General features: G+C 62.5%; 8 protein-coding genes. 4 read left to right on the forward strand and 4 right to left on the reverse strand.

The window, feature by feature from the left end:
• Nucleotides 1-17: 17 nt before the first annotated feature.
• The 4 genes from HT585_RS25425 to HT585_RS25440 all read right to left on the reverse strand — a co-directional run bounded on the left by HT585_RS25425 (nucleotide 18) and on the right by HT585_RS25440 (nucleotide 14,070).
• Nucleotides 18-2,822 (reverse strand): condensation domain-containing protein, encoded by a 2,805-nt coding sequence (locus tag HT585_RS25425; protein WP_176355585.1) that lies wholly within the window; start codon nucleotides 2,820-2,822, stop codon nucleotides 18-20.
• Nucleotides 2,819-10,909, reverse strand: a complete 8,091-nt coding sequence (locus HT585_RS25430; RefSeq protein ID WP_176355586.1) for a non-ribosomal peptide synthetase/type I polyketide synthase — start codon at nucleotides 10,907-10,909, stop codon at nucleotides 2,819-2,821. Before HT585_RS25430 ends, HT585_RS25425 begins: the two co-directional genes overlap by 4 nt.
• On the reverse strand, nucleotides 10,906-12,852 hold the full coding sequence (locus tag HT585_RS25435; RefSeq protein ID WP_176355587.1) for a non-ribosomal peptide synthetase: 1,947 nt from the start codon (nucleotides 12,850-12,852) through the stop codon (nucleotides 10,906-10,908). Before HT585_RS25435 ends, HT585_RS25430 begins: the two co-directional genes overlap by 4 nt.
• A gap of 450 nt (nucleotides 12,853-13,302) precedes the next feature.
• Nucleotides 13,303-14,070: a glycoside hydrolase family 16 protein gene (locus HT585_RS25440; RefSeq protein WP_176355588.1), complete on the reverse strand. Its 768-nt coding sequence runs from the start codon at nucleotides 14,068-14,070 to the stop codon at nucleotides 13,303-13,305.
• A 229-nt stretch (nucleotides 14,071-14,299) separates the two neighbouring features.
• Between HT585_RS25440 and HT585_RS25445 the strand changes: the two genes are divergently transcribed.
• The 4 genes from HT585_RS25445 to HT585_RS25460 all read left to right on the forward strand — a co-directional run bounded on the left by HT585_RS25445 (nucleotide 14,300) and on the right by HT585_RS25460 (nucleotide 18,902).
• A complete protein-coding gene (locus HT585_RS25445) occupies nucleotides 14,300-15,745 on the forward strand; it encodes a hypothetical protein (protein ID WP_246707934.1) in 1,446 nt (481 codons plus the stop codon).
• Nucleotides 15,745-17,028: a polysaccharide pyruvyl transferase family protein gene (locus HT585_RS25450; protein ID WP_176355589.1), complete on the forward strand. Its 1,284-nt coding sequence runs from the start codon at nucleotides 15,745-15,747 to the stop codon at nucleotides 17,026-17,028. The genes HT585_RS25445 and HT585_RS25450 overlap by 1 nt, the downstream gene beginning before the upstream one ends.
• Before the next feature lie 463 nt (nucleotides 17,029-17,491).
• The gene (locus HT585_RS25455) at nucleotides 17,492-17,965 is read left to right on the forward strand and encodes a Crp/Fnr family transcriptional regulator (protein WP_246707936.1); all 474 of its coding nucleotides are present in this window, start codon (nucleotides 17,492-17,494) and stop codon (nucleotides 17,963-17,965) included.
• 274 nt (nucleotides 17,966-18,239) lie between these two features.
• Complete coding sequence (locus HT585_RS25460) at nucleotides 18,240-18,902, forward strand: response regulator transcription factor (RefSeq protein ID WP_176355591.1); 663 nt, start codon at nucleotides 18,240-18,242, stop codon at nucleotides 18,900-18,902.
• Nucleotides 18,903-18,938: the final 36 nt, after the last annotated feature.

The raw sequence follows: 18,938 nt of genomic DNA on the forward strand, positions 1-18,938 counted from the left end.
GCCTTCGCACGCCGCGTTCAGCCCTCGTGATGAGAGCGGAATCTGTTGATGACAATCGTCGCCAGGGCCTGAATGCTGTTGCTGTTGAGGCTATCCTCATGCCAGCCCTCCAGGTCGAAGACCTCGGTGTCCGCCGCGATTGCTCCCCCCCAGCCGAAGAGCAGCTTGCGGGCGCGGCGATGGGTGGCTTCGCTTCGAAAAAGCAGAACGGACTTCTCGTTGGTCGCTGGAGGCCGGTAGCGACGCGCTGCGTTGACCAGCAGATCGGTAACATCGGCATTGACTTCTTCTTCCCGGGAATAGGTCCCAGCCCGCACGCCCAGGCGCTGGAGGAAGGCCAGCGTGAAGCTGAACTCTCTTAGATAGTCGACAAAACTGAGGCGGCCGGAAAAGAGCTTGCGGGTGAAGTAGCCGATGCGCTTCAGGCGGCGCTCACCGTTCCAACGCAGGCGCCGCAGCCGGGACTGCGACCTGACATAGCCCGGCGCCCAGGCATCGATGACCGCTGCGAACCGCAGATCTGCGCCGCGCTGGCGCAGCTGACGGGCAATTTCGACCGCCAGCACACCGTTGACGCAAAGCCCCATGACGCCAACCGGCCCTTTGAGAATGTCTGCGCCCATGCTGTCGACGGCATGCCCGGCGATCTCCTCAAGTGACATAGAGGCGAGATCGCCGGTGAGGTCCGCATGGAACATGTTGGCGTTGTAGACCGACACGGTATCACCGAGGTCGGTGGCAAGTTTGTAGTAGAGGAACGGATGGTTGAGGGTGTAGAGCGTATAGGGCGCATCGGTGCGCCCGCAAGCACTGACGGACCAGGGGCTTGCACTCGGGCCTTCCAGTTCCGTCCCTCTCGGTTCCGTTCCGCCGAACAGCGCCTTGGCAAAGCCGCCAAACGTCGGCTCCTTGAAGAGCAACTCCAGGTCGGCCTTCGCACCAAGCTTCGATCGGGCGCCGGAGAGCATGCGCAATGCCAGAAGCGAGTGGCCGCCCAGCGCGAAGAAGTTATCGTGCGGCGCGATCGTCGGGACACCGAGCACCTCTGCCCAGATCGCCGCAAGCGCCCTGGTCTGGTCGGGTTGCGCCGGGGCCGGCGCCGGAGTGTTCGCCGGCTCGAGGCGGTCGGCGACCACCTTGGCGACAGCGGTCGGCTGGACGGGAATGCGCAACGCGGTGCGATCGACGGTGCCGCTGGCATCGCGCGGCAAATTGAGGAGCACGCTGATGCCGCCGGGCATGGCGGATTGGGACAGTTGCCGGCCCAGATAGTCCATCAAATGCTCCGGCAGGCGATCGAGCGGTTCCGTGGTCGTCGGGGCCGGTGTGACGAAGGCATGGGCGCGTTTTCCATCTTCTTCGAGCAGGACCACAGCCGAACCGACGGATGGATGGGCGGCCAGCATCTGTTCGATCGCCGTCGCGCGCCCCGTCTCGACAGGCTGCGTCTTGATCTCCCGCGGTGGGATGGTCAATGCGGAGAGCGGAGCTGTGGGCTGCTCCAGCGCCATTTCGTAGGCTTCCTGCCAGAGCCGCAGCAGGGATTCGATCGTCGCCTTTTCGAACAGATCGGCATTGTATTCGATGGACATGCGCCATCCGCTCGGCCTGCCGATCATGATGAAGCTCAGATCGTAGATGACGCCAGGGGATTGCGACGGAGCGCTGAGCAACTCGAAACCACCGTACTGATGGTCTTCGAGGAAGGCCTTCTGAAGGTTGAAGTTCACTGAGATCAGCGGATTGCGCGAGGGGTCGCGGACCGGATTGACCAGTTCCACCAGCTTGTTGAACGGCATTCTGTGGTGATTGAGCGCAGCGGTCACCGTTGCGCTTGCCGAACGCACATGCTCGGCAAAGGTAATGTCGCGCCCCATGTCGAAGCGCAGAACGACATTGTTGATGAAGACCCCGATGAGGTTCTCCAGGTCCGTCTCGTCGCGCCCGGCGACCTGCGAGCCGAACATGACGGTATTCTTCCCGGTGTAGCGCTGCAGCAAGGCGCTAACGACGGCAGCTCCGAAACTGTAGAGCGACACCCGGTGAGCGCGTGCGGCAGCGTCGATCCGCTCGCTGAAATCGCCGGTATTGTTGACAGAGAGGATGTTGCCGCGGCTGGTTTTGACCGGCCCACGCGGTGTATCCGGAACAACCTCGAAATACGGTGCGCCGGTCAATTGCTCGCGCCAGAACGACTTCTCGGTCTCGAAGCCATAGCTGCCCAGATACTCCTGCTGCCACAGCGAAAAGTCACCGTATTGCAGCGGCAGTTCGGGTACGGCCGGCTGCCGCCCGGCATCCAGCGCCGAAGCGATCTCGCCGACCTCGCGGCCCAGCACGCGGATCGACCAGCCGTCAAAGCAGCTCTGGTGGGCCGTGATCAGCAGAAAGCCCCGTTCGTTCTCCACCATCAGCAGCGAGACGCGGAAGAGGTAGGGACTGCTGAGATCAAAAGGCGCGCGCGCAGTTTCCTCGCCGATCGACAGGATGCGCTGATCGCGCTGATCAGCGGGCACGTTGCGCAGGTCGATCACCGACATCCTGAAGTCGACCTGATCAACGACCTGCTGGCAGGGCCTGCCGCCCACCTCGACGAACCGGGTGCGCAGGATCTCATGGCGCTGGATCACCGTGCGAAACGCCGCCTCCAGCGTCGACGATCGGAAGGCGCCACGGATCTCCCAGCGGACCGCGACGTTGAGCGCCGGATTGCCCGGCTTCAATTGGTCGAGAATCCAGCAGCGCAACTGGGTCTGGGAACAGGGGAACTCCGCAATCACGGTGGCTTCGGCGGCAGGTGCAGTGTTGTTCGTCTCTTTCATGCTCGTGATACCTGCTCAAACCGGCGCCGCGCGCCATTGCGGAAATCTCTCAGCGAAGGAACTTGCGGCTGGGTGCCGCTCAGTTCGCCGTCGTCGCGGGTCTCGGCGAAGGTGGCGAGTTCAGCGATGGAGGGATGCATCATCAGGTGTTTGGCCTCCAGCTGCAGGCCACTGTCCAGCATGCGGGCAGCAATGCGGAAGATGATCAAAGAATCTGCACCAAGCGCGTAGAGATTGTCCTCGACGCCGATCTCCTGCGCGTTCAGCACGTCGCGCCAGATCTCGCAGAGCCGTGTTTCCATGGCAGTGCGCGGCGGCACCCGGATGGCCGCGACCTCCCGTTGCGGCAGGCCACGCTGTTCGAGGGTCTTGCGGTCCAGCTTGCCGTTGGCCGTCTGGGGAAGAGCCTCTTCCAGCACCCAGAAACTGGGGACCATATGCGCCGGCAGGTTGGCCTCAGCATGGGCCGCGAGCATGGATGTCGTCGGCTTGCTGTTCTCGTTTTCCGGGATCACGTAGCAGACGAGCTGTTTGTCGCCGTTGCTGTTTTCGGCAGCGACGACGGCACATTGGCGAACGCCTTCTGCGCTGGAGATCGCAGCCTCGATGTCGCCAAGCTCGATGCGGAAGCCACGCAGCTTGATCTGCTGATCGCGCCGGCCGAGCAATTGCAACGAACCATCCGCCAGCCGCCGGCCGACATCACCCGTCTTGTAGAGACGCTGAACAACTCCTGTGCCGATGTCGATATCGGTGAAGGCCTTCTCGGTAAGGTCGAGGCGGGCGAAGTAGCCGTTGGCGAGGCCCTCGCCACCGATATGCAATTCACCCGTGACGCCGATGGCGGCGACGCGGCCCGCCTTGTCGAGGATGAGAAGTTGCGTGTTGGCGATGGGATGGCCGATGGTGATCGGCTTTTCGCCATCCTCGATCCGCTGGACGGACGACCAGATCGTCGTCTCGGTCGGGCCGTACATGTTCCACAGCTCGCCCCCGAGGCCGAGCAACGAGGACGCGAGCGCCTTGGGAAGCGGCTCGCCACCGCACAGCATCTTGAGGCCCGGGCGGCTAAGACCTGCCTCAACCAACATCTGCCAGAGTGTCGGCGTCGCCTGAAGCACCGTCGCACCGCAGCTTTCGATGAGCCTGACGAGAGCGAAACCGTCGCGCACCGTGTGCCGGCCGGCAAGCACGACCTTCGCGCCTGTGACGAGCGGCAGGTAGAGTTCGAGGCCGGCGATGTCGAAGGAGATCGTCGTTACCGCGACGATGGTGTCGCGATCGGTGAGCCCCGGCTCCCGCGCCATCGACGTGAGGAAATTGACGAGCGCACGATGGGAAACCTCGACCCCCTTCGGTGCTCCGGTCGATCCCGAGGTGAAGATGATATAGGCGGGCGTCGCTGCGTCCGTCGGCAATTGCGGCAGCGCCGCGGCCGGGCTGGTCGCGCCTTGTTCACCGTCGACGCGGATGATCGCGATGTCCTTGCCGGCCAGAGCTTCTGCGCGGTCGCTGTCGCAGATCATTCCGGCAACACTCGCAACCGCCAGTGTCTGGGACAGACGCGTCTCCGGATGGGCTGGGTCGAGCGGCACGTAAGCGTGTCCCGATTTCATGATCGCCAGCAGCGCGACCACCATCTCAAGCGACCGTTCGACCAGAAGCGCGATGCGTTGCCCCGGCTTCGGCACGGCTTTCTGGATCCGGCAGGCCAATTGGTTGGATCGAGTTTCGAGCTCGGCATAGGTCATCGTCTGGCCGTCGAGTTCGACGGCGATGGCCGTCGGCCGCTCGGAAGCCTTGCGGGCAAACAGCGAGAAGACGAATGCGTCGCGATCGTAGGCGGCGGCGGTGTCGTTCAGCTCCTGTGCAAGCCAGGTCTGTTCGGCTTCAGACAGGAGCGGCAGGTCGGTGATCGGCCGGGCAATATCGACGGCCAACGCCGCAACCAGTGTCGCGAAGTGGCCAATCCAGCGTTCGATCGTGCTGCGTTCGAAGACCTCGGCATTGTAGTCGACGTCGATGCGAACGCCCCCGGGGCTTTCGGTCAGGTTGAAGAACATGTCGAAGTTTGAGAACGCCTTGGCGTTCGAGGAAATCTTGGTCTGCAGGCCGCCGAAATCCAGATTGTCCGGCACCCGCTCCAGGTTGAACTGGATCTCCGTCAGAGGCAGGCGATGCGTGTCGCGCTTGACGCCAAGTTTGCGCACCAGCGTGCCGTAGGTGTAGTCTTGGTGCTCGAACGCGCCGAGCACGAGCTGTTGTGTGGCTTTGAGATGTTCGTCGAAACGCCCGTCCGACATGACCGTCTGGCGAAGCGGCAGAAGATTGACGCAGTGGCCGACGAGCGTCTGGCCGTCGAGCAGGCTCTGCCCGGCCGAAGGTATGGCAACGACGATGTCCTCCTGGCCGGAGAGGCGGGATATCATGATCTGCAGCGCCGCCAGCAAGGTGGAGAACAGCGTCGCACCGGACTTTGCCCCCGCCTTCTTCAGCGCTTTGTGGGTTTCTGCCTCGATATGTCCGGTCACGGTCCCGCCGGCAAAGCTGCGGCGTTCCGACCGTGGCCGATCCAGCGGCATATCCGGCAGATCGGGAACGTTCTTGTACTGGTCGAGCCAGAACTGTTCGGTCGCGCCGGCTATCTCCGCATTGGGTGCCAGGTCAGTCGCGTAGGTGGCAAAGGACAGCGGCGGCGCAAGATCGGCTTCGGTGTTGTGGGCATAGGCCGAGTAGATCGCGGCGAGTTCTTCGATCACGACATTCACCGACCAGCCATCGCAGATGATGTGGTGCGCCGTGAAGACCAGGCGGTGACTGTCGGGAGCCATCCTGACGATGGAAGCCCTGACGAGCGGCCCGTTGGCAAGGTCGAAGGGGGTCCGGGCATCCTCATCGATCAGCTGCCGGAACAACACCTCGCCATCGCTCTCGCCAGCAAGGTCGATCTCGGCGACATCGAGCTCGAAATCGGGAATGAATTCGAAATGATCGCCCGCACGTGCGAACCGGATCTGCAGCGCGTCGTGCCTCGCAACGACGGCATCGAGTGCCCGGCCAAGGCGCTCCCGGTCGAGCGGCCCGTCCAAGACCATTGTGAAGGACTCGTTGAAGGAGCAGGAGGCTTCATCGCCGGCCTGGGCGGCAAGCCAGATTTCCTTTTGCGCTTCCGTCAGCGGCGCCGTCGACGGCCGGACAAATTTTACGCCGGCGGACGCTGGCACGATTTCCTCTGGCTGGCTTTGCGTGCCGAGAATTCCGACCGATTGAAGTGCATCGAGGCTGGTGCGGAAGGCGGCGGCGATCGCCTGGAAATCCGCTTCGCTGTGGGCGGTCGTCAGGAAGCAGGGATAGCCGTCCTGGATATGGATGCCTTGCATGCGCATCTTGGCATAGAGAAGCGAACCGAGCGGATCGTCGCTGCCAAACTCGGTGAAGAACCAGCTCTTGTAGCCGTTGACGGACCTGGCGATCCCGCGCCGGGCGAGATCCGCGTTGATCTCGGCGACCAGAGCCTGCGTGCGCTCGGCGACCGCACCATAGAGTGCCGCCCCCTCACCCTTGATGTGCTGGAGAACGGCGCGCGCCGCAGCCAGCACCAACGGATGGCGCACGAATGTCCCGGCAAAGAAGGTCGGCGCCGTCATCGGAACGCTGTCGTCGCCGTAGTTCCAGCAGCCGCCGTCGAGCGCATCCATGAAGCGGCTGTCGCCGACCAGGACGCCGATCGGCATGCCGCCGCCGATGACCTTGCCATAGGTGGCCATGTCGCCCTTGATGCCCCAGATCGCCTGCATACCGCCGGGATCGACACGAAAGCCTGTGACGACCTCGTCGAAGACCAGCGCGAACTCGGATTTCGTCGCGATATCGCGCAGTGCGCGCACGAACTCGACAGGCCGCAACTCCGGATGACGGCTCTGAACCGGCTCGATGATAACAGCGGCGATATCGCCGGCATTGGCTTTGATCCAGTCAAGGCTTTCGGGATCGCCGTAGCGAAGCACCGTCATGTTGGCGACGGAGGCGGCCGGGATACCGGCGGCGACCGGTATTGCGACCGGTGCGCCTGCCCGGTTCTTGCCCTTGACCAAAACTTCGTCGAACTGCCCGTGGTAGTCGTTGCCGAAAATCACGATCCGATCCCGGCCGGTGACCGTGCGCGCCACGCGCATAGCCGCCATCACCGCTTCCGAGCCGGTATTGCAGAAGGTCACGCGCTCGTGGCCGGTCATCTCCGCGATCATTTCCGCGACCTCGCCGGCAAGCGGCGTTTGCGGTCCGATGGCAAAGCCGGCGTCCGCCTGCGCCTTCACCGCCTCCACGACGAAGTCGGGCGCATGCCCGAAGGCCGTCTGGCCCATGCCATTGACGAGATCGATATACTCGTTGCCGTCGACATCCCAGATGCGCGACCCCTTCGACCGATCTGAGACGACAGGGAAGACGATCTCCTTCCAGTCCTGACGGAAGCCGGCAGCTGTGCGCGGATCGGCTAGCCACTTCCGGTTCTGGCCGGTGAAGCTCTTCGACTTTCCGTTCCGTGCCTCGTAGGCTGCAATCAGGTTGGCGACGAACGCCTGTTTTTCAGGGGTCATCTCTGGCGCGAGGCTCTTGGCACCCGGACGATAGAGCTTGATACGGCCCGCTCCGATTTCACCGTCGGCAGTGGGATCAACCAAATCCTTGGCCAGCGGCTGCGGCTCAGGCGTCGCAGCCGGATTGGCAATCGCTGCCGCCGCAACGGTCGCCGTCACCGGCGGGGCGGCGGCGGAGCCTGCTGCCTGTAGCACCTGGAGCTGCTGCGAAACGACCGCCTGCAACATCTGCAACTGCGACTGCAGGACGGCCTCGATGCCGGCAACTGGCGCAGCCATGGTGACAGGGGCAACCGGAAGAGGCGGGAGAACCGGTGCTGCGACTGGCGGGGCGGATGCGGCGGTAAGCGGCAGGGTGACTTCAGCTCCAGCGGCCACTGACGCCGGCGCCTGCTGCGGCTCGGGCGGCAGCTGCCGATCGAGATGCGCGGCCAGATCCTGGATGGTGGGAATGTTGCTCAACAGTTCCCGGAACGAGAGCTTGATCTTGTAATCCTTCTCGATCCTCTGGGCGAACTGGCCGATGAAGAGCGAGTCAAAACCGAGTTCAAGGAATGTCGCACCCGCTTCGCCGGGCCCAAGCGCCTCTCCCGACATGTCGCTGAGCAAAGTGATGAGCGAGGTTTGCAATGCAGGGATACGGCTTGCAACAACGGCCGGTGTAGCAACATTCATGATTTTCATCCCGTCAGACGATTGCACTTGAGTGTCGATGGAAGACGGCTCGGCGGCGAAGAGCTGCGCGACCGGTGATGCCGGCCGGCTTTCGCCGCGCCGCGTGGAGGCAGGCGCGTCGATCCAATGGCGCTGCCGCTGGAACGGATAGGTGGGTAGAATGAGGGGCGCGGTGCCGGCTGCCAGCGACGCCGGCCAGTTGAGGTCGCAGCCCGACATCCACAGCTTGCCATGGGCTTCGGCAAGCGTGTCGCCTGCGGCATGCGCACGATCATGCTCCGGCAGCGACTGGACGACGGCGCTGACCGCATCGCGGCCGAGCGTCTGTGCAGCGAAGACCGACAGGGTGCGACCCGGCCCAACCTCCAGCAAGACAGGTTTCCGCCCGTCGCAAAGGGTCGCCAGTCCGTCGGAAAACCGGACGGCGGCACGGCAATGTTTCGCCCAATAGTCGGGCGACATGCCTTGCTCGCCCGTCTGCCAGGCGCCGGTGACGCAGGAGATGTAAGGCGTAATCGCCGTGCCGTAGGTGACCTTTGCGGTCTCCTCGCGCAGGGCATCGGTGACGCCGTCCATCATTGCCGAATGAAATGCATGTGAGGTGTGAAGCCGGCTGAAGGCGACACCGGCGCGCTCCATCGCCGCGCACGCCGCATCGACCGCATCGAAAGTTCCGGAAATCACGCAGAGTTTCGGCGCGTTGACCGCGGCGACCTCGACCCCGTCGCCGAGATAGGCCGTGACCGTCTCCACATCGGCGCGCACGGAAACCATTGCGCCCTGAGGCTGCGACTGCATCAAGCGTCCGCGCGCAGCGACGAGCCGCACTCCGTCCTCGAAGGAGATGACATTGGCCAGTGTCGCGGCGACGAATTCGCCAACGCTGTGGCCGATCATCGCGTCGGGCTTCAAGCCGCGGCTCATCCAAAGGCGCGCCAGCGCGTATTCGACGAGATAGAGGCAAGGCTGGGCGATGCGGGTTTCGCGCTGCTCGTCGGCCATCGCCTGACTGACGGTGCCACTGTGGCAGATGAAATCGCGCAGGTCCGTCTTCAACGGCGCCCGGAGCAGATCGGCGCCCCGATCGATCCAACGGGTGAATTCCGGTTCGCGGCTGTAGAGTGCGGCTCCCATGCCGACATATTGCGAGCCCTGGCCGGGGAACATAAAAGCGAGCGGCGGACGGTCGGTCGCAACCGCGCTTGCCACCCTTTCATCGCCGAGGCGCTCGATCGCCTGCTCGATATCGTTGACGGCAATCGCGGTGCGATGGCTGAAGGCGCGCCGTCCGGTCTGCAGCGTGTTGGCAACCTGTGCCAGCGGCAATGCCGGGTTTGCCTGCAGATGATCGCGCAGGTTCGTCCGCATGGCTGCAAGCGCGGCCTCGTTGCGGGCGGACAACGGCAGGATAAACGGCCCCCGCGCCATAGCGTCGGTATCCCCCCGCGATGCCGGCGCCTGCTCCAGTACGAGGTGCACATTGGTACCTCCGACGCCGAACGAGCTGATGCCGGCGCGGCGCGGACCCTCGGTAACCGGCCAGTCGGTGGTGCTGGCGGGAATATAGAAGGGGGTCTCATCGAGATTGATGCGCGGGTTTGGCCTTTGATAGTTCGCCATTCCCGGGATCTTGGCGTGATAGAGCGCCAGCGTCGTCTTGATCAAGCCGCAGACACCGGCGGCGGCGTCGAGGTGACCGACATTGCCCTTGACGGAGCCCAATGCGCAATGCTGCCGCATGTCGCCAGCATCGGCGAAGGCGGCGCGCAATCCGCCGAACTCGATGGGGTCACCGAGCGGCGTCGCTGTGCCGTGGCATTCGACATAACCGATCGTCTGGGGATCGACACCGGCATTTGCCAGCGCCGACGAAATCGCATCCGCCTGCCCCTCGACGCTCGGTGCGGTAAACCCGATCTTGTCCGAACCGTCATTGTTGATGCCGTAGCCGCGAATGACCGCGAAGATCCGGTCTCCATCCTCAAGGGCGTCTTCCAACCGCTTCAAAAGCACGATGCCGGCGCCGCTGCCGAAAACCGTTCCGGCCGCCTGCGCGTCGAACGGCCGGCAGACGCCATCGGGAGAGACCATGCCGCCCTCCTGGTAGATGTAGCCACGCCGCTGTGGAATGGTGATCGACACCCCTCCGGCAAGCGCCATGTCGCAGCTATAGGTCAGAAGGTTCTGGCAGGCCTGGGACACCGCCAGAAGCGAGGTCGAGCAGGCCGACTGGATCGCGATTGCCGGCCCGCGCAGATTGAACTTATAGGCGATGCGGGTCGCCAGCACGTCCGTCAGCGAGCCGACGATCTGCTGAAAGCAGCCGATCTGATAGTTTGAGGTGAACTCCTCGGCCTTCGCCCGTTCGCCCAGCACATTGTTGATGAGATAGGTCGGCATCGACGCCCCGGCGAAAACGCCGATCAGACCGGGATAGCGATGGGGATCGTACCCGGCCCGCTCCAGCGCTTCCCAGCAGACTTCCAGGAAGACCCGGTGCTGCGGGTCGGTAACCGCGGCCTCGCGCGGGAACATGCCGAAGAACTCGGCGTCGAACATGTCGATATCAGGAAGCTGCGGTCGGGCCGGGACATAGTTCGCCGCAGCGCGTTCCTCGTCGGTAAAAGAGTCCTCGATCTCGTCCGGCCTCAGCTTCGAAAACGCGTGCCGCCCCTCGCAGACCAGGTCCCAGAGAGCCTCGACCGACGGAGCGCCCGGAAAGCGACCGGACATGCCGATGATCGCAATGCCAGTCACGTCCTGGTCGTTGCGATCGGAACCGCGCGCGTCGTCCGAACCATTGAAAACCGTCATGAGGCGCTCCTGCGGAAGTGGGACATGTTCTTTTTCTGGCGTGCCGCACGTTCGGCCGCCGTCATCGTGCGGGCACTGGCCGACGACTTTCCGTCAAGAAAACCAGCCAGTTCGCGAACGGTCGTATGCTTGAACAGCGCGACCACATCGATCGGTCGGGCGAGCTTTACCTCCAGCGCCGCATGCACCCGCATCAGCTGCAGCGATGTGCCGCCGAAATCGAAGAAGTTGCGATCGAGCTCTACGGCCTGAAGGCCGAGGACGCTGCACCAAAGTTCTTGCAAGACCGCCTCGGTTCGGCTGGCGACGGGCGCGTTTTCGGTGGGCAATGCGTCCACCGGCAGCGGTAGCCTGGCACGGTCGACCTTGCCCGACTGGTGCAGCGGCAACTGATCGAGCACGATCACTGCACTCGGGATCATGTAGGCGGGAAGACTGTTGCGCAGCCTTTCCATCACACCGCGGATCAGCTCTGCATCGTCTGTCCGCGTCCCCTCGTGCGGGCACAGATAGCCGACGATCCGCTTATGGGACTGGTCCAGATGCTGGCAGATAACGACGCCATCGGCGAGCCGCGGATCACGCCGCAAGGCGGCCTCGATCTCATCAAGCTCGATGCGTTTTCCGTTCAACTTGATCTGCCGGTCCCGCCGGCCCCGAAAGAGGAGGATGCCGTCGTTGCCGAGCACGGACAGATCGCCCGTCAGATAGCCGCGCACATCGCCCTCGTCGGTACGGATCGTGACGAACCGCTCCGCCGTCAGTTCGGGACGCCGGAAGTAACCGATGGCGACCCCTTCGCCGGTGAGAACCAGTTCCCCCTCCATGCCGCGCCCGACCGGGCGATGGTCCTCGTCGACAATCAGTATTCCGGTGTGACCGACGGCGCGGCCGATCGGCACATCCTTGCCGTCAAACCCGGCGGGGATGTCGAAGGCGGTGGCGATCACGGTGATTTCCGTCGGGCCGTAGCCGTTGGTCAGGCGGCACTCCGGATGCGCCTTCTGAAAACGTTTGACATGTTCGGCCGAGGCGACTTCGCCGCCGAACATCAGGTGTCGCAACGTCGGCAGTTCGCCGCAGGAGAAATCGGCGAGCAGATTGAACAGACCCGTAGTGATCAGGGAGACAGTGACGCCGTTGTCGCGGATGACGTCCCGCAGCCGGCCGATCGAGAAATTTCCGTCCGGCAAACCGGCGATGGTGCCGCCATTCGTCAACGTGCCCCAGACCTCGAAGGTGGCGATGTCGAACGCGATTGTGGCCGCGTGCAGCACGACGTCGCCGCTGCCGAGCTCGACATAGTTCTGATCGAGCGCGAGCCGGGTGATGCCGCGATGCGGAATGGCGACGCCCTTCGGGCGGCCGGTCGAACCCGACGTATACATGACGTAGGCCATATCGCCACCGGCGACAGCCACCTGTTCGAATGGCTTCGCCTGAGCGTGCGCGAGATCGCCAACGAGGGCGTGGAGGTTGGCGATCGTGCCCTTGACGCTCGGAACCTGGCGCATCGTAACAAGCGTGCAGGTATCGACAAAGACCACCTTCGGCTCGCAGTCGCCGATGACGTAGTCGAGGTGGTCGACGGGAAAGGTCGTGTCCAGGGGCAGATAGGCAGCGCCTGCCTTCAGGATGGCCAGCATGGCGACGATCGTCTCAAGGGACCGCGGAACGAAGAGGCAGACGATGTCGCCCTTTGTCACGCCCTGGTCCATCAGGTAGGCGGCGAGCGCATCGGAGAGCGTGTCAAGTTCGCCATAGGTGATCGAGTGATCGTCGAAGATGATTGCCGTCGCCTGCGGAGCCGCCTGAGCCTGCTGATGAACGATGGCATGAACCGAGCGCTCCGGATCGTAAGACACGGTTTCCTGCGAGCGACCCGTCGCGCGCGCCGGCATCACCGCCGAACCGTCCGCTCCGGAAAATCGGAACTCAGCCATACTTCGCCTCCTGTTCCTCTCGCTTCACTGCCTGGCGGAAAGACCCAGACGCCCTCCCGGCAACAGACGGCCGGCGAAATTTGCTGCAATGCCGTCGTCAGCCAGAATTCCATGGTGGCGAAAAATGAACAGCTGATCATTGGGATAGCCGCATCGATACCCGGCCATCAAAAGGGTTAGCTCCACTTAGTCCTTAGGGGGATGCGACCTGGGGAGATGCGCGGACAACCCCTCACGCCACGCAGGCAGAACCATTTGTTTTCGCTTTGTTTTCACGCGTTTCCAGATGTGCGCGCGGCAGTGGACCTTGAGGCGTGGGCGAGGCGAAAACGATCGACAGCGGCGCGCGTCCTGTCAGACGGACAAAGGCTGCTGCAGCACCGCGAATTGCGGGATGTTCTCACCCTTGAACTGGATGGACTTTGAGGAAACATGCAGTCCCCGCACGACCTATGGAAGGTCGTAGGCCCGGACATAATCGATGAACATGTGGGAGGGATCAGGCGCCTGGTCCGCCGTCTTTTCGACCAGAGCGAGGTTGAGCAGCACATACATCGGCTGCCGGTGCTCGGGCCGTGTCTCTGCCTTCCAGACGAGTTTCCGGTCGAAATACATCCGGATGAACTCGGAATCGATCTTCACCCCATAGGTGTGAAAGTCCTGGGGATCGGCATCGCGAAACACCTCGATCCGGCTGAATTGGGAATCGTTCTTGTCGTCTCGATGCCAGACATGGATGACCGAGGAGTAACCGTCCGGCTTGTCGCCGTAAAATTCCATCACGTCTATTTCCGCCGTCGACTTCGAGCGATCCTTGCCAATCAACCAGAAGGCGGGCCATACCCCGGGACCGACCGGCAGTTGGGCGCGCATTTCAAAATAGCCGTATTGCTGGGCAAAGCCGTTGCCCTTGGGATCGACCGACGCGAGCAGGCCGGACTGCCAGTCTCCCTCCGGATCACGCTTCGCCTCGATCCTCAGGATGCCGTTCTCGGTCTTGAAAGGCGTGCGTTCGCCGGGATTGGCGAAGCGGGCACCGCCGAAATCCCCGGACCACGGCGTGTGCGCGATCCAACGGGTGCCAGGCCCCCAGGCCGATACATCCAGCTCATCAAAGTTCTCATCGAAGGTCAGACGCATATCGTCGACCGGAAGCGCGTCGCCTGTGTCCCCGCCCGTGTATTCGTCAGCCGAGGCGCCGGACACGAGCATCAACATCCACAGACAACCGATGGCAGGTCGGACGAAGCGCCGAACTGACGGACGGCGGGTCAAGCAATGGCGCGGTTCGCGAACAGATGGGGTCATGGTGAGAAACTAACGCGGCAGCCCACCGGGGGTCCATTACCGATTCAGGCCGGGGCGCTATGCGAAAGGCTTAGCCGCAGGCGTAAATACGCGGCATGCCCCCTTTGATAGGATCGTTTCATGAACTGGAACGGGTGGCATGAGCTTTGAACTGATCGGCTTCGTTACCGTACTCGTGGGGTTGGGCGTGCTCATGGCGCCCATCCATTGGGCTTTGACGTTCATGGTCGTTTCCACCACGCTGGGCTCGGCGGCGGCGATCAACCTTCCAGCCCTTGGCGGCGCGTCCATCCTTGTTCCCAATGTCTTCCTGCTGTTTTTCGGTGTCAGGATCCTGATGGCTTATGGCGAAGGCCCGGTGCTGGCAGCCTTCGCGCCGGCCGGCTCCGGCTTCTGGCTGATGGTGCTCACGCTTTTTGGCGTGCTGACCGCGATCCTGTCGCCTCGCTTGTTCCAGGGGGCCGTCGATGTAATGACGGTCGAACGATCTGTCGGTGCGAGAAGTTTCATAGCGCTGTCGCCGCTCAGGTCTTCATCCAACAACATAACGCAGGCCGTCTACGCGCTTGGTGGGCTTGCCTGTTTCGGGTTCTGCCACGCCTATATGCGCCGCCCGGCGGCTCCCTCGCACCTCGTCAACGCCATCCTCATTACCGCAGCGGTCAATCTCGCCTTCGCGGCCGCCGACATCGTCACCTACTTCTCCGGCACAGAGTATCTGCTGAGCGTGGTGCGAACGGCCAACTACGCCCTTCTGACCGCGGCGGAAAAGGGCGGGCTGAAACGGATTTCCGGATCGTTCCCCGAGGCATCGGCCTTTGCCGACTACACTCTGGTGCTGTTTGCCGCGACAGCGAGCCTCTGGCTCGACCGGGTCCGCTCGCGGGTGACGGCAGCGTTGGCCCTTGCCTCGCTCGCGGGCCTTGTATTTTCGACGTCTGCGACCGCGCTGCTTGGGTTGGCCGTCGTCTTCCCGTTTCTCTGGATACGGTCGATCGTCACGGTCTTCCAAGGGAACAATTCCGGACGCCCCGTGTTTCTCGCCGCCCTTTTCCTCATCGTGCCGCTCGTCCTGCTCATGGTCGTCAACATGTTTCCGGAGATGGTGTCGACCGTTTACGACTTTCTCGATGAGATGCTCCTGTCAAAGGTCGACAGCCAGTCCGGCCGCGAGCGCGCCATGTGGAACGCGGCCGCCTATGAGGCGTTCGTCAACACTTTCGGCATGGGCGCGGGTCTGGGAAGCGCACGCGCCTCCAGCTATCTGCTGGTCCTCCTGTCGAATGTCGGTGTTCTCGGGCTGGTCATCTTCTGCATCTTCGTCGCAACCATCCTTTGCGCGCGCGTGCCGTCGGCGGCTCAGCGGCGTGTGGAAGGTCTTGCAGCGCTACGGGCAGCAAAAGCCGGAATTATCGCCGCTCTCAGCACGTCTCTCGTTTCCGGAACCGTCTATGACCTGGGCCTGCTGTTCTACATCCTCGCCGGCAGCGTGTCGGCGCTGACATGCCTGCAAATCGCCGAGACGGCAGCACCCCGACCACGACTGATCGCCGCGGCTGGCCCGCGCCGCATGGGAGGCTCCTGATGAAGGTGGTCGTCTTCAACGTCAAATACAGCGAAAACCTCGGTGACGGCGTTCTTGCTCAGTGCCTTGAGACCGCACTCGCTCGCGGCGCAAAAGGGCTGGAGGTCAAGACGATCGATCTCGCCGGCAGGACCGCTTTCGGCACCGGCGGTGGTGGGCGGCGCCGGCAATTGCTGAAGGTGCTGCAGGCACTGCCCGCATTTGCGCGCCGTCTGGTCGTCAGGCAGGCGCTTGCCCCGACACTGCGCCGATTGCAGGTCGAATGGCTCAAGGAGATCGAGGCTGCCGATGCCGTCGTGATCGGCGGGGGAAACCTGTTTCAGGACGATGACCTGAACTTCCCGCTGAAGGTGGGAGCGGCGCTCGACTGTGTCAAACGCAGCGGCAAGCCGCTCGCAATCTATGCCGTCGGCACCAGCCGGGATTGGTCGCCACAGGCAAGACAGCTCTTCGGCAGGATCGAGGAGAGCCAGCTGGTCCATGTCTCGGTCCGCGATACGATCGCCAGCCGCAACTGGTTCGGCCATTTTCCAGCCGGCCCGCACGCCCGGATACTGCCCGACCCCGGATTGCTCGTTCGGGAGATCGTCGCGAGCCACGCGCTCGAGCCGCTGAAGTCTGAGGACCGGGCGATCGGCATCTGCGTCACCGACCCGCTGATCCTGCGGCGTCACGCGGGCCACGGGTCGCACGGAATTCCGTTTAGGCATATCGAAGACTATCATCGGTTGCTGAGCATGCTACTCGAAGCCGGATATAGGATCTGTCTCTTCACCAATGGGGCGCAGGAAGACCAGATCTTTGCGCGGCGCATTCTCAGCGGTGACGGCCTCGCGGGGCAAATCGACAGCGGCAATCTCTATCTCGCCCCCCGCCCCAAAACGCCCGAGGAACTGGTCAACATTATCGCGTCGACGCAGGTTATCCTGGCGCATCGTCTGCACGCCTGCATCGCCGCCTATTCGCTCGGCGTGCCGCAGGTCGGTCTGGGTTGGGATCCGAAGGTCGACGGCTTCTTCCAGTTCGTCGGCCGGTCGGAGTATTTTGCCGGTGAAGCCGACGTCTCCGCACAACATGTCGCCGCCTTGCTTGAGGACGCAGCCCGCAGGGGCATCGATCCCGAGACCCACGCCTCCATCCTCAATCAGGCCCGCGACGGCATCTCGCTGCTGCGAGAATGCCTTGAGAAGCACCAGAACCGCGGCGCGAACCGGAAGACCCAGCCTGCGGTTGTGCCGAATGAACAAGGCTTGGCCGGCTACGCCTGGTCGAGCGGCCTCTGACCGTTGCGGGTTACCTGCTCCCCTCGTGAGGCGATTGGTACTACTCACAGCTAAAACCCAGGCGTTTCAGCTCCTTACCGCCCTGCCCACCCGGCCGGATTAAGCTGATATCGATGTGATTTCCCATCATTACTAACCATCTTGGGTAATATTCCTAACCACCGGTTGTTTGCTATATACTTAAGTACAATCGAGTAGACCGAAGAGAGAGTGCACCTTTATGGTGGGGCAACTTGGGGCATTTATAGGCTCGCAACAGCGCGGTGAAACGTCGAGTTTCGACACGAACCAACACAGGTCGGAACTCACTGTCGCGCGAAAGCGGGTGTTCCCGGCGGGCTCTATTCTGTTCGAGCCCGAGGGGAGGTCGTGCGTTCTGTTCTTCATCTCCGGCTGGAGTGTCAGTCGCAAGATTCTGGCGAACGGCACGCGGATCGTTGTCGAGTTCATGCTGCGCGGAGACATGGTTTGGACCTTGTCTTCCGAGCTGACGCAAGAGACCATCCAGGCCCTCTCGGACGTGACCGTCTATGAATTTGCCGTGCCACCCGGCACCGGTGGACCCAATCTTTCGACCAGGATCCAACAGAATTTCGTGCACGAGATGCTCAAACGTCAGGTGCGAATGACCGAGCGGCTGGCAAACATCGCGCGCCGCGACGCGCTGGAGCGCACCGGGCATCTGCTGCTCGAGCTGGCGGTGCGAGCCGGCAAGCCGAGCAGATCAGGCTTCGACGGTTTCGAATGCCCCCTGACGCAGTCCGACATCGGCGACGCTGTCGGGCTGTCGTCCGTACACATCAACCGCGTTTTGAAGGAGATGAGGTTGAAGGGGTTGTTATCTTTCAGGAATGGCATCGTCGAATTTCTCGATCGCCGACGACTGGCGGAATTGGTTGATTTCGACCCGGGCTATCTCCGCACGGACCTCGGTTGATTGATTGCGAATACGTTAACCTATGTTAATGCAGAGCAACAATATATGTGATCTGATTGGCAATATATAATAACAAAATCATGAGAGGAACCCGAAGGTATATTAGTACTTATACTTGTATCTAGAATTTTTACACCTGACAAAATAAGAATAAAAAGGAGAAATTTCAATGGATATTCGTACAGCGACAATTGCAAGAAATTCCACAACGCGACCGACATCCTTCCCAAGCGCACTGGAACAATCCCTCCCCCAAGGCTTGAGCGGTTCGGACATGACGGATCAGGAAGAGGATTTCGACTACATCCTGCTGATCGATCCTCGCGCCCTCGACCGGGAATGCCTGTCGAAAAGCCTGACTGGCTACGATCCGGGCCTAACGATCGTTACCGTCGGATCCTTTGACGAGTGGCGCACCCGAAAGTTGCAGACCGACCCCTCGGCGGTTCTTCTGATCGTCGGCGGCGGCAAAGTTGGCGACCTTGCCGTCTGCGAAAAAATCGAAGCACTGGTTGAAAAGTTCAAATACAGCCCGGTGATCGTGGTCGCCGAGACGGACGAACTCGGCCAGATTCTCAAAGCGCTGGAATGCGGTGCCCGTGGCTACATTCCAAGCAATGTCGGGATCAATGTCGCTGCCGAAGCGATCGCGCTTGCGCGCGCCGGCGGCGTCTTCGTTCCGGCGAGCAGCATCCTGACGATGAGGGAGGCAATCAACTCGGTCGTGAACGGCGCCCGATGCTCTGACAGCCTGTTCACGCCGCGGGAAATCGAGGTTGCCGAAGCCTTGCGCCGTGGAAAGGCCAACAAGATCATCGCCTACGAGATGGATCTGTGTGAAAGCACCGTGAAGGTCCACATCAGAAACATCATGAAAAAGCTAAACGCGACCAACCGTACCGAGGTCGCCTACAAGATCAGGGAGTTCATGAAGTAAGCCGGCCGAACAAACGAGCCGGAAGACGACGCGAAC

This window comes from Ensifer oleiphilus (genome assembly GCF_013371465.1).
Classification (GTDB): domain Bacteria; phylum Pseudomonadota; class Alphaproteobacteria; order Rhizobiales; family Rhizobiaceae; genus Ensifer; species Ensifer oleiphilus.

What these genes read in the sequence shown, in the direction of transcription:
- HT585_RS25460 (WP_176355591.1), top strand. Translation starts at nt 18,240, where the DNA reads ATGACGGATCAGGAAGAGGATTTCGACTACATCCTGCTGATCGATCCT.
- HT585_RS25425 (WP_176355585.1), bottom strand. Translation starts at nt 2,822, where the DNA reads ATGAAAGAGACGAACAACACTGCACCTGCCGCCGAAGCCACCGTGATT.
- HT585_RS25435 (WP_176355587.1), bottom strand. Translation starts at nt 12,852, where the DNA reads ATGGCTGAGTTCCGATTTTCCGGAGCGGACGGTTCGGCGGTGATGCCG.
- HT585_RS25430 (WP_176355586.1), bottom strand. Translation starts at nt 10,909, where the DNA reads ATGACGGTTTTCAATGGTTCGGACGACGCGCGCGGTTCCGATCGCAAC.
- HT585_RS25440 (WP_176355588.1), bottom strand. Translation starts at nt 14,070, where the DNA reads ATGTTGATGCTCGTGTCCGGCGCCTCGGCTGACGAATACACGGGCGGG.
- HT585_RS25450 (WP_176355589.1), top strand. Translation starts at nt 15,745, where the DNA reads ATGAAGGTGGTCGTCTTCAACGTCAAATACAGCGAAAACCTCGGTGAC.
- HT585_RS25455 (WP_246707936.1), top strand. Translation starts at nt 17,492, where the DNA reads ATGGTTTGGACCTTGTCTTCCGAGCTGACGCAAGAGACCATCCAGGCC.
- HT585_RS25445 (WP_246707934.1), top strand. Translation starts at nt 14,300, where the DNA reads ATGAGCTTTGAACTGATCGGCTTCGTTACCGTACTCGTGGGGTTGGGC.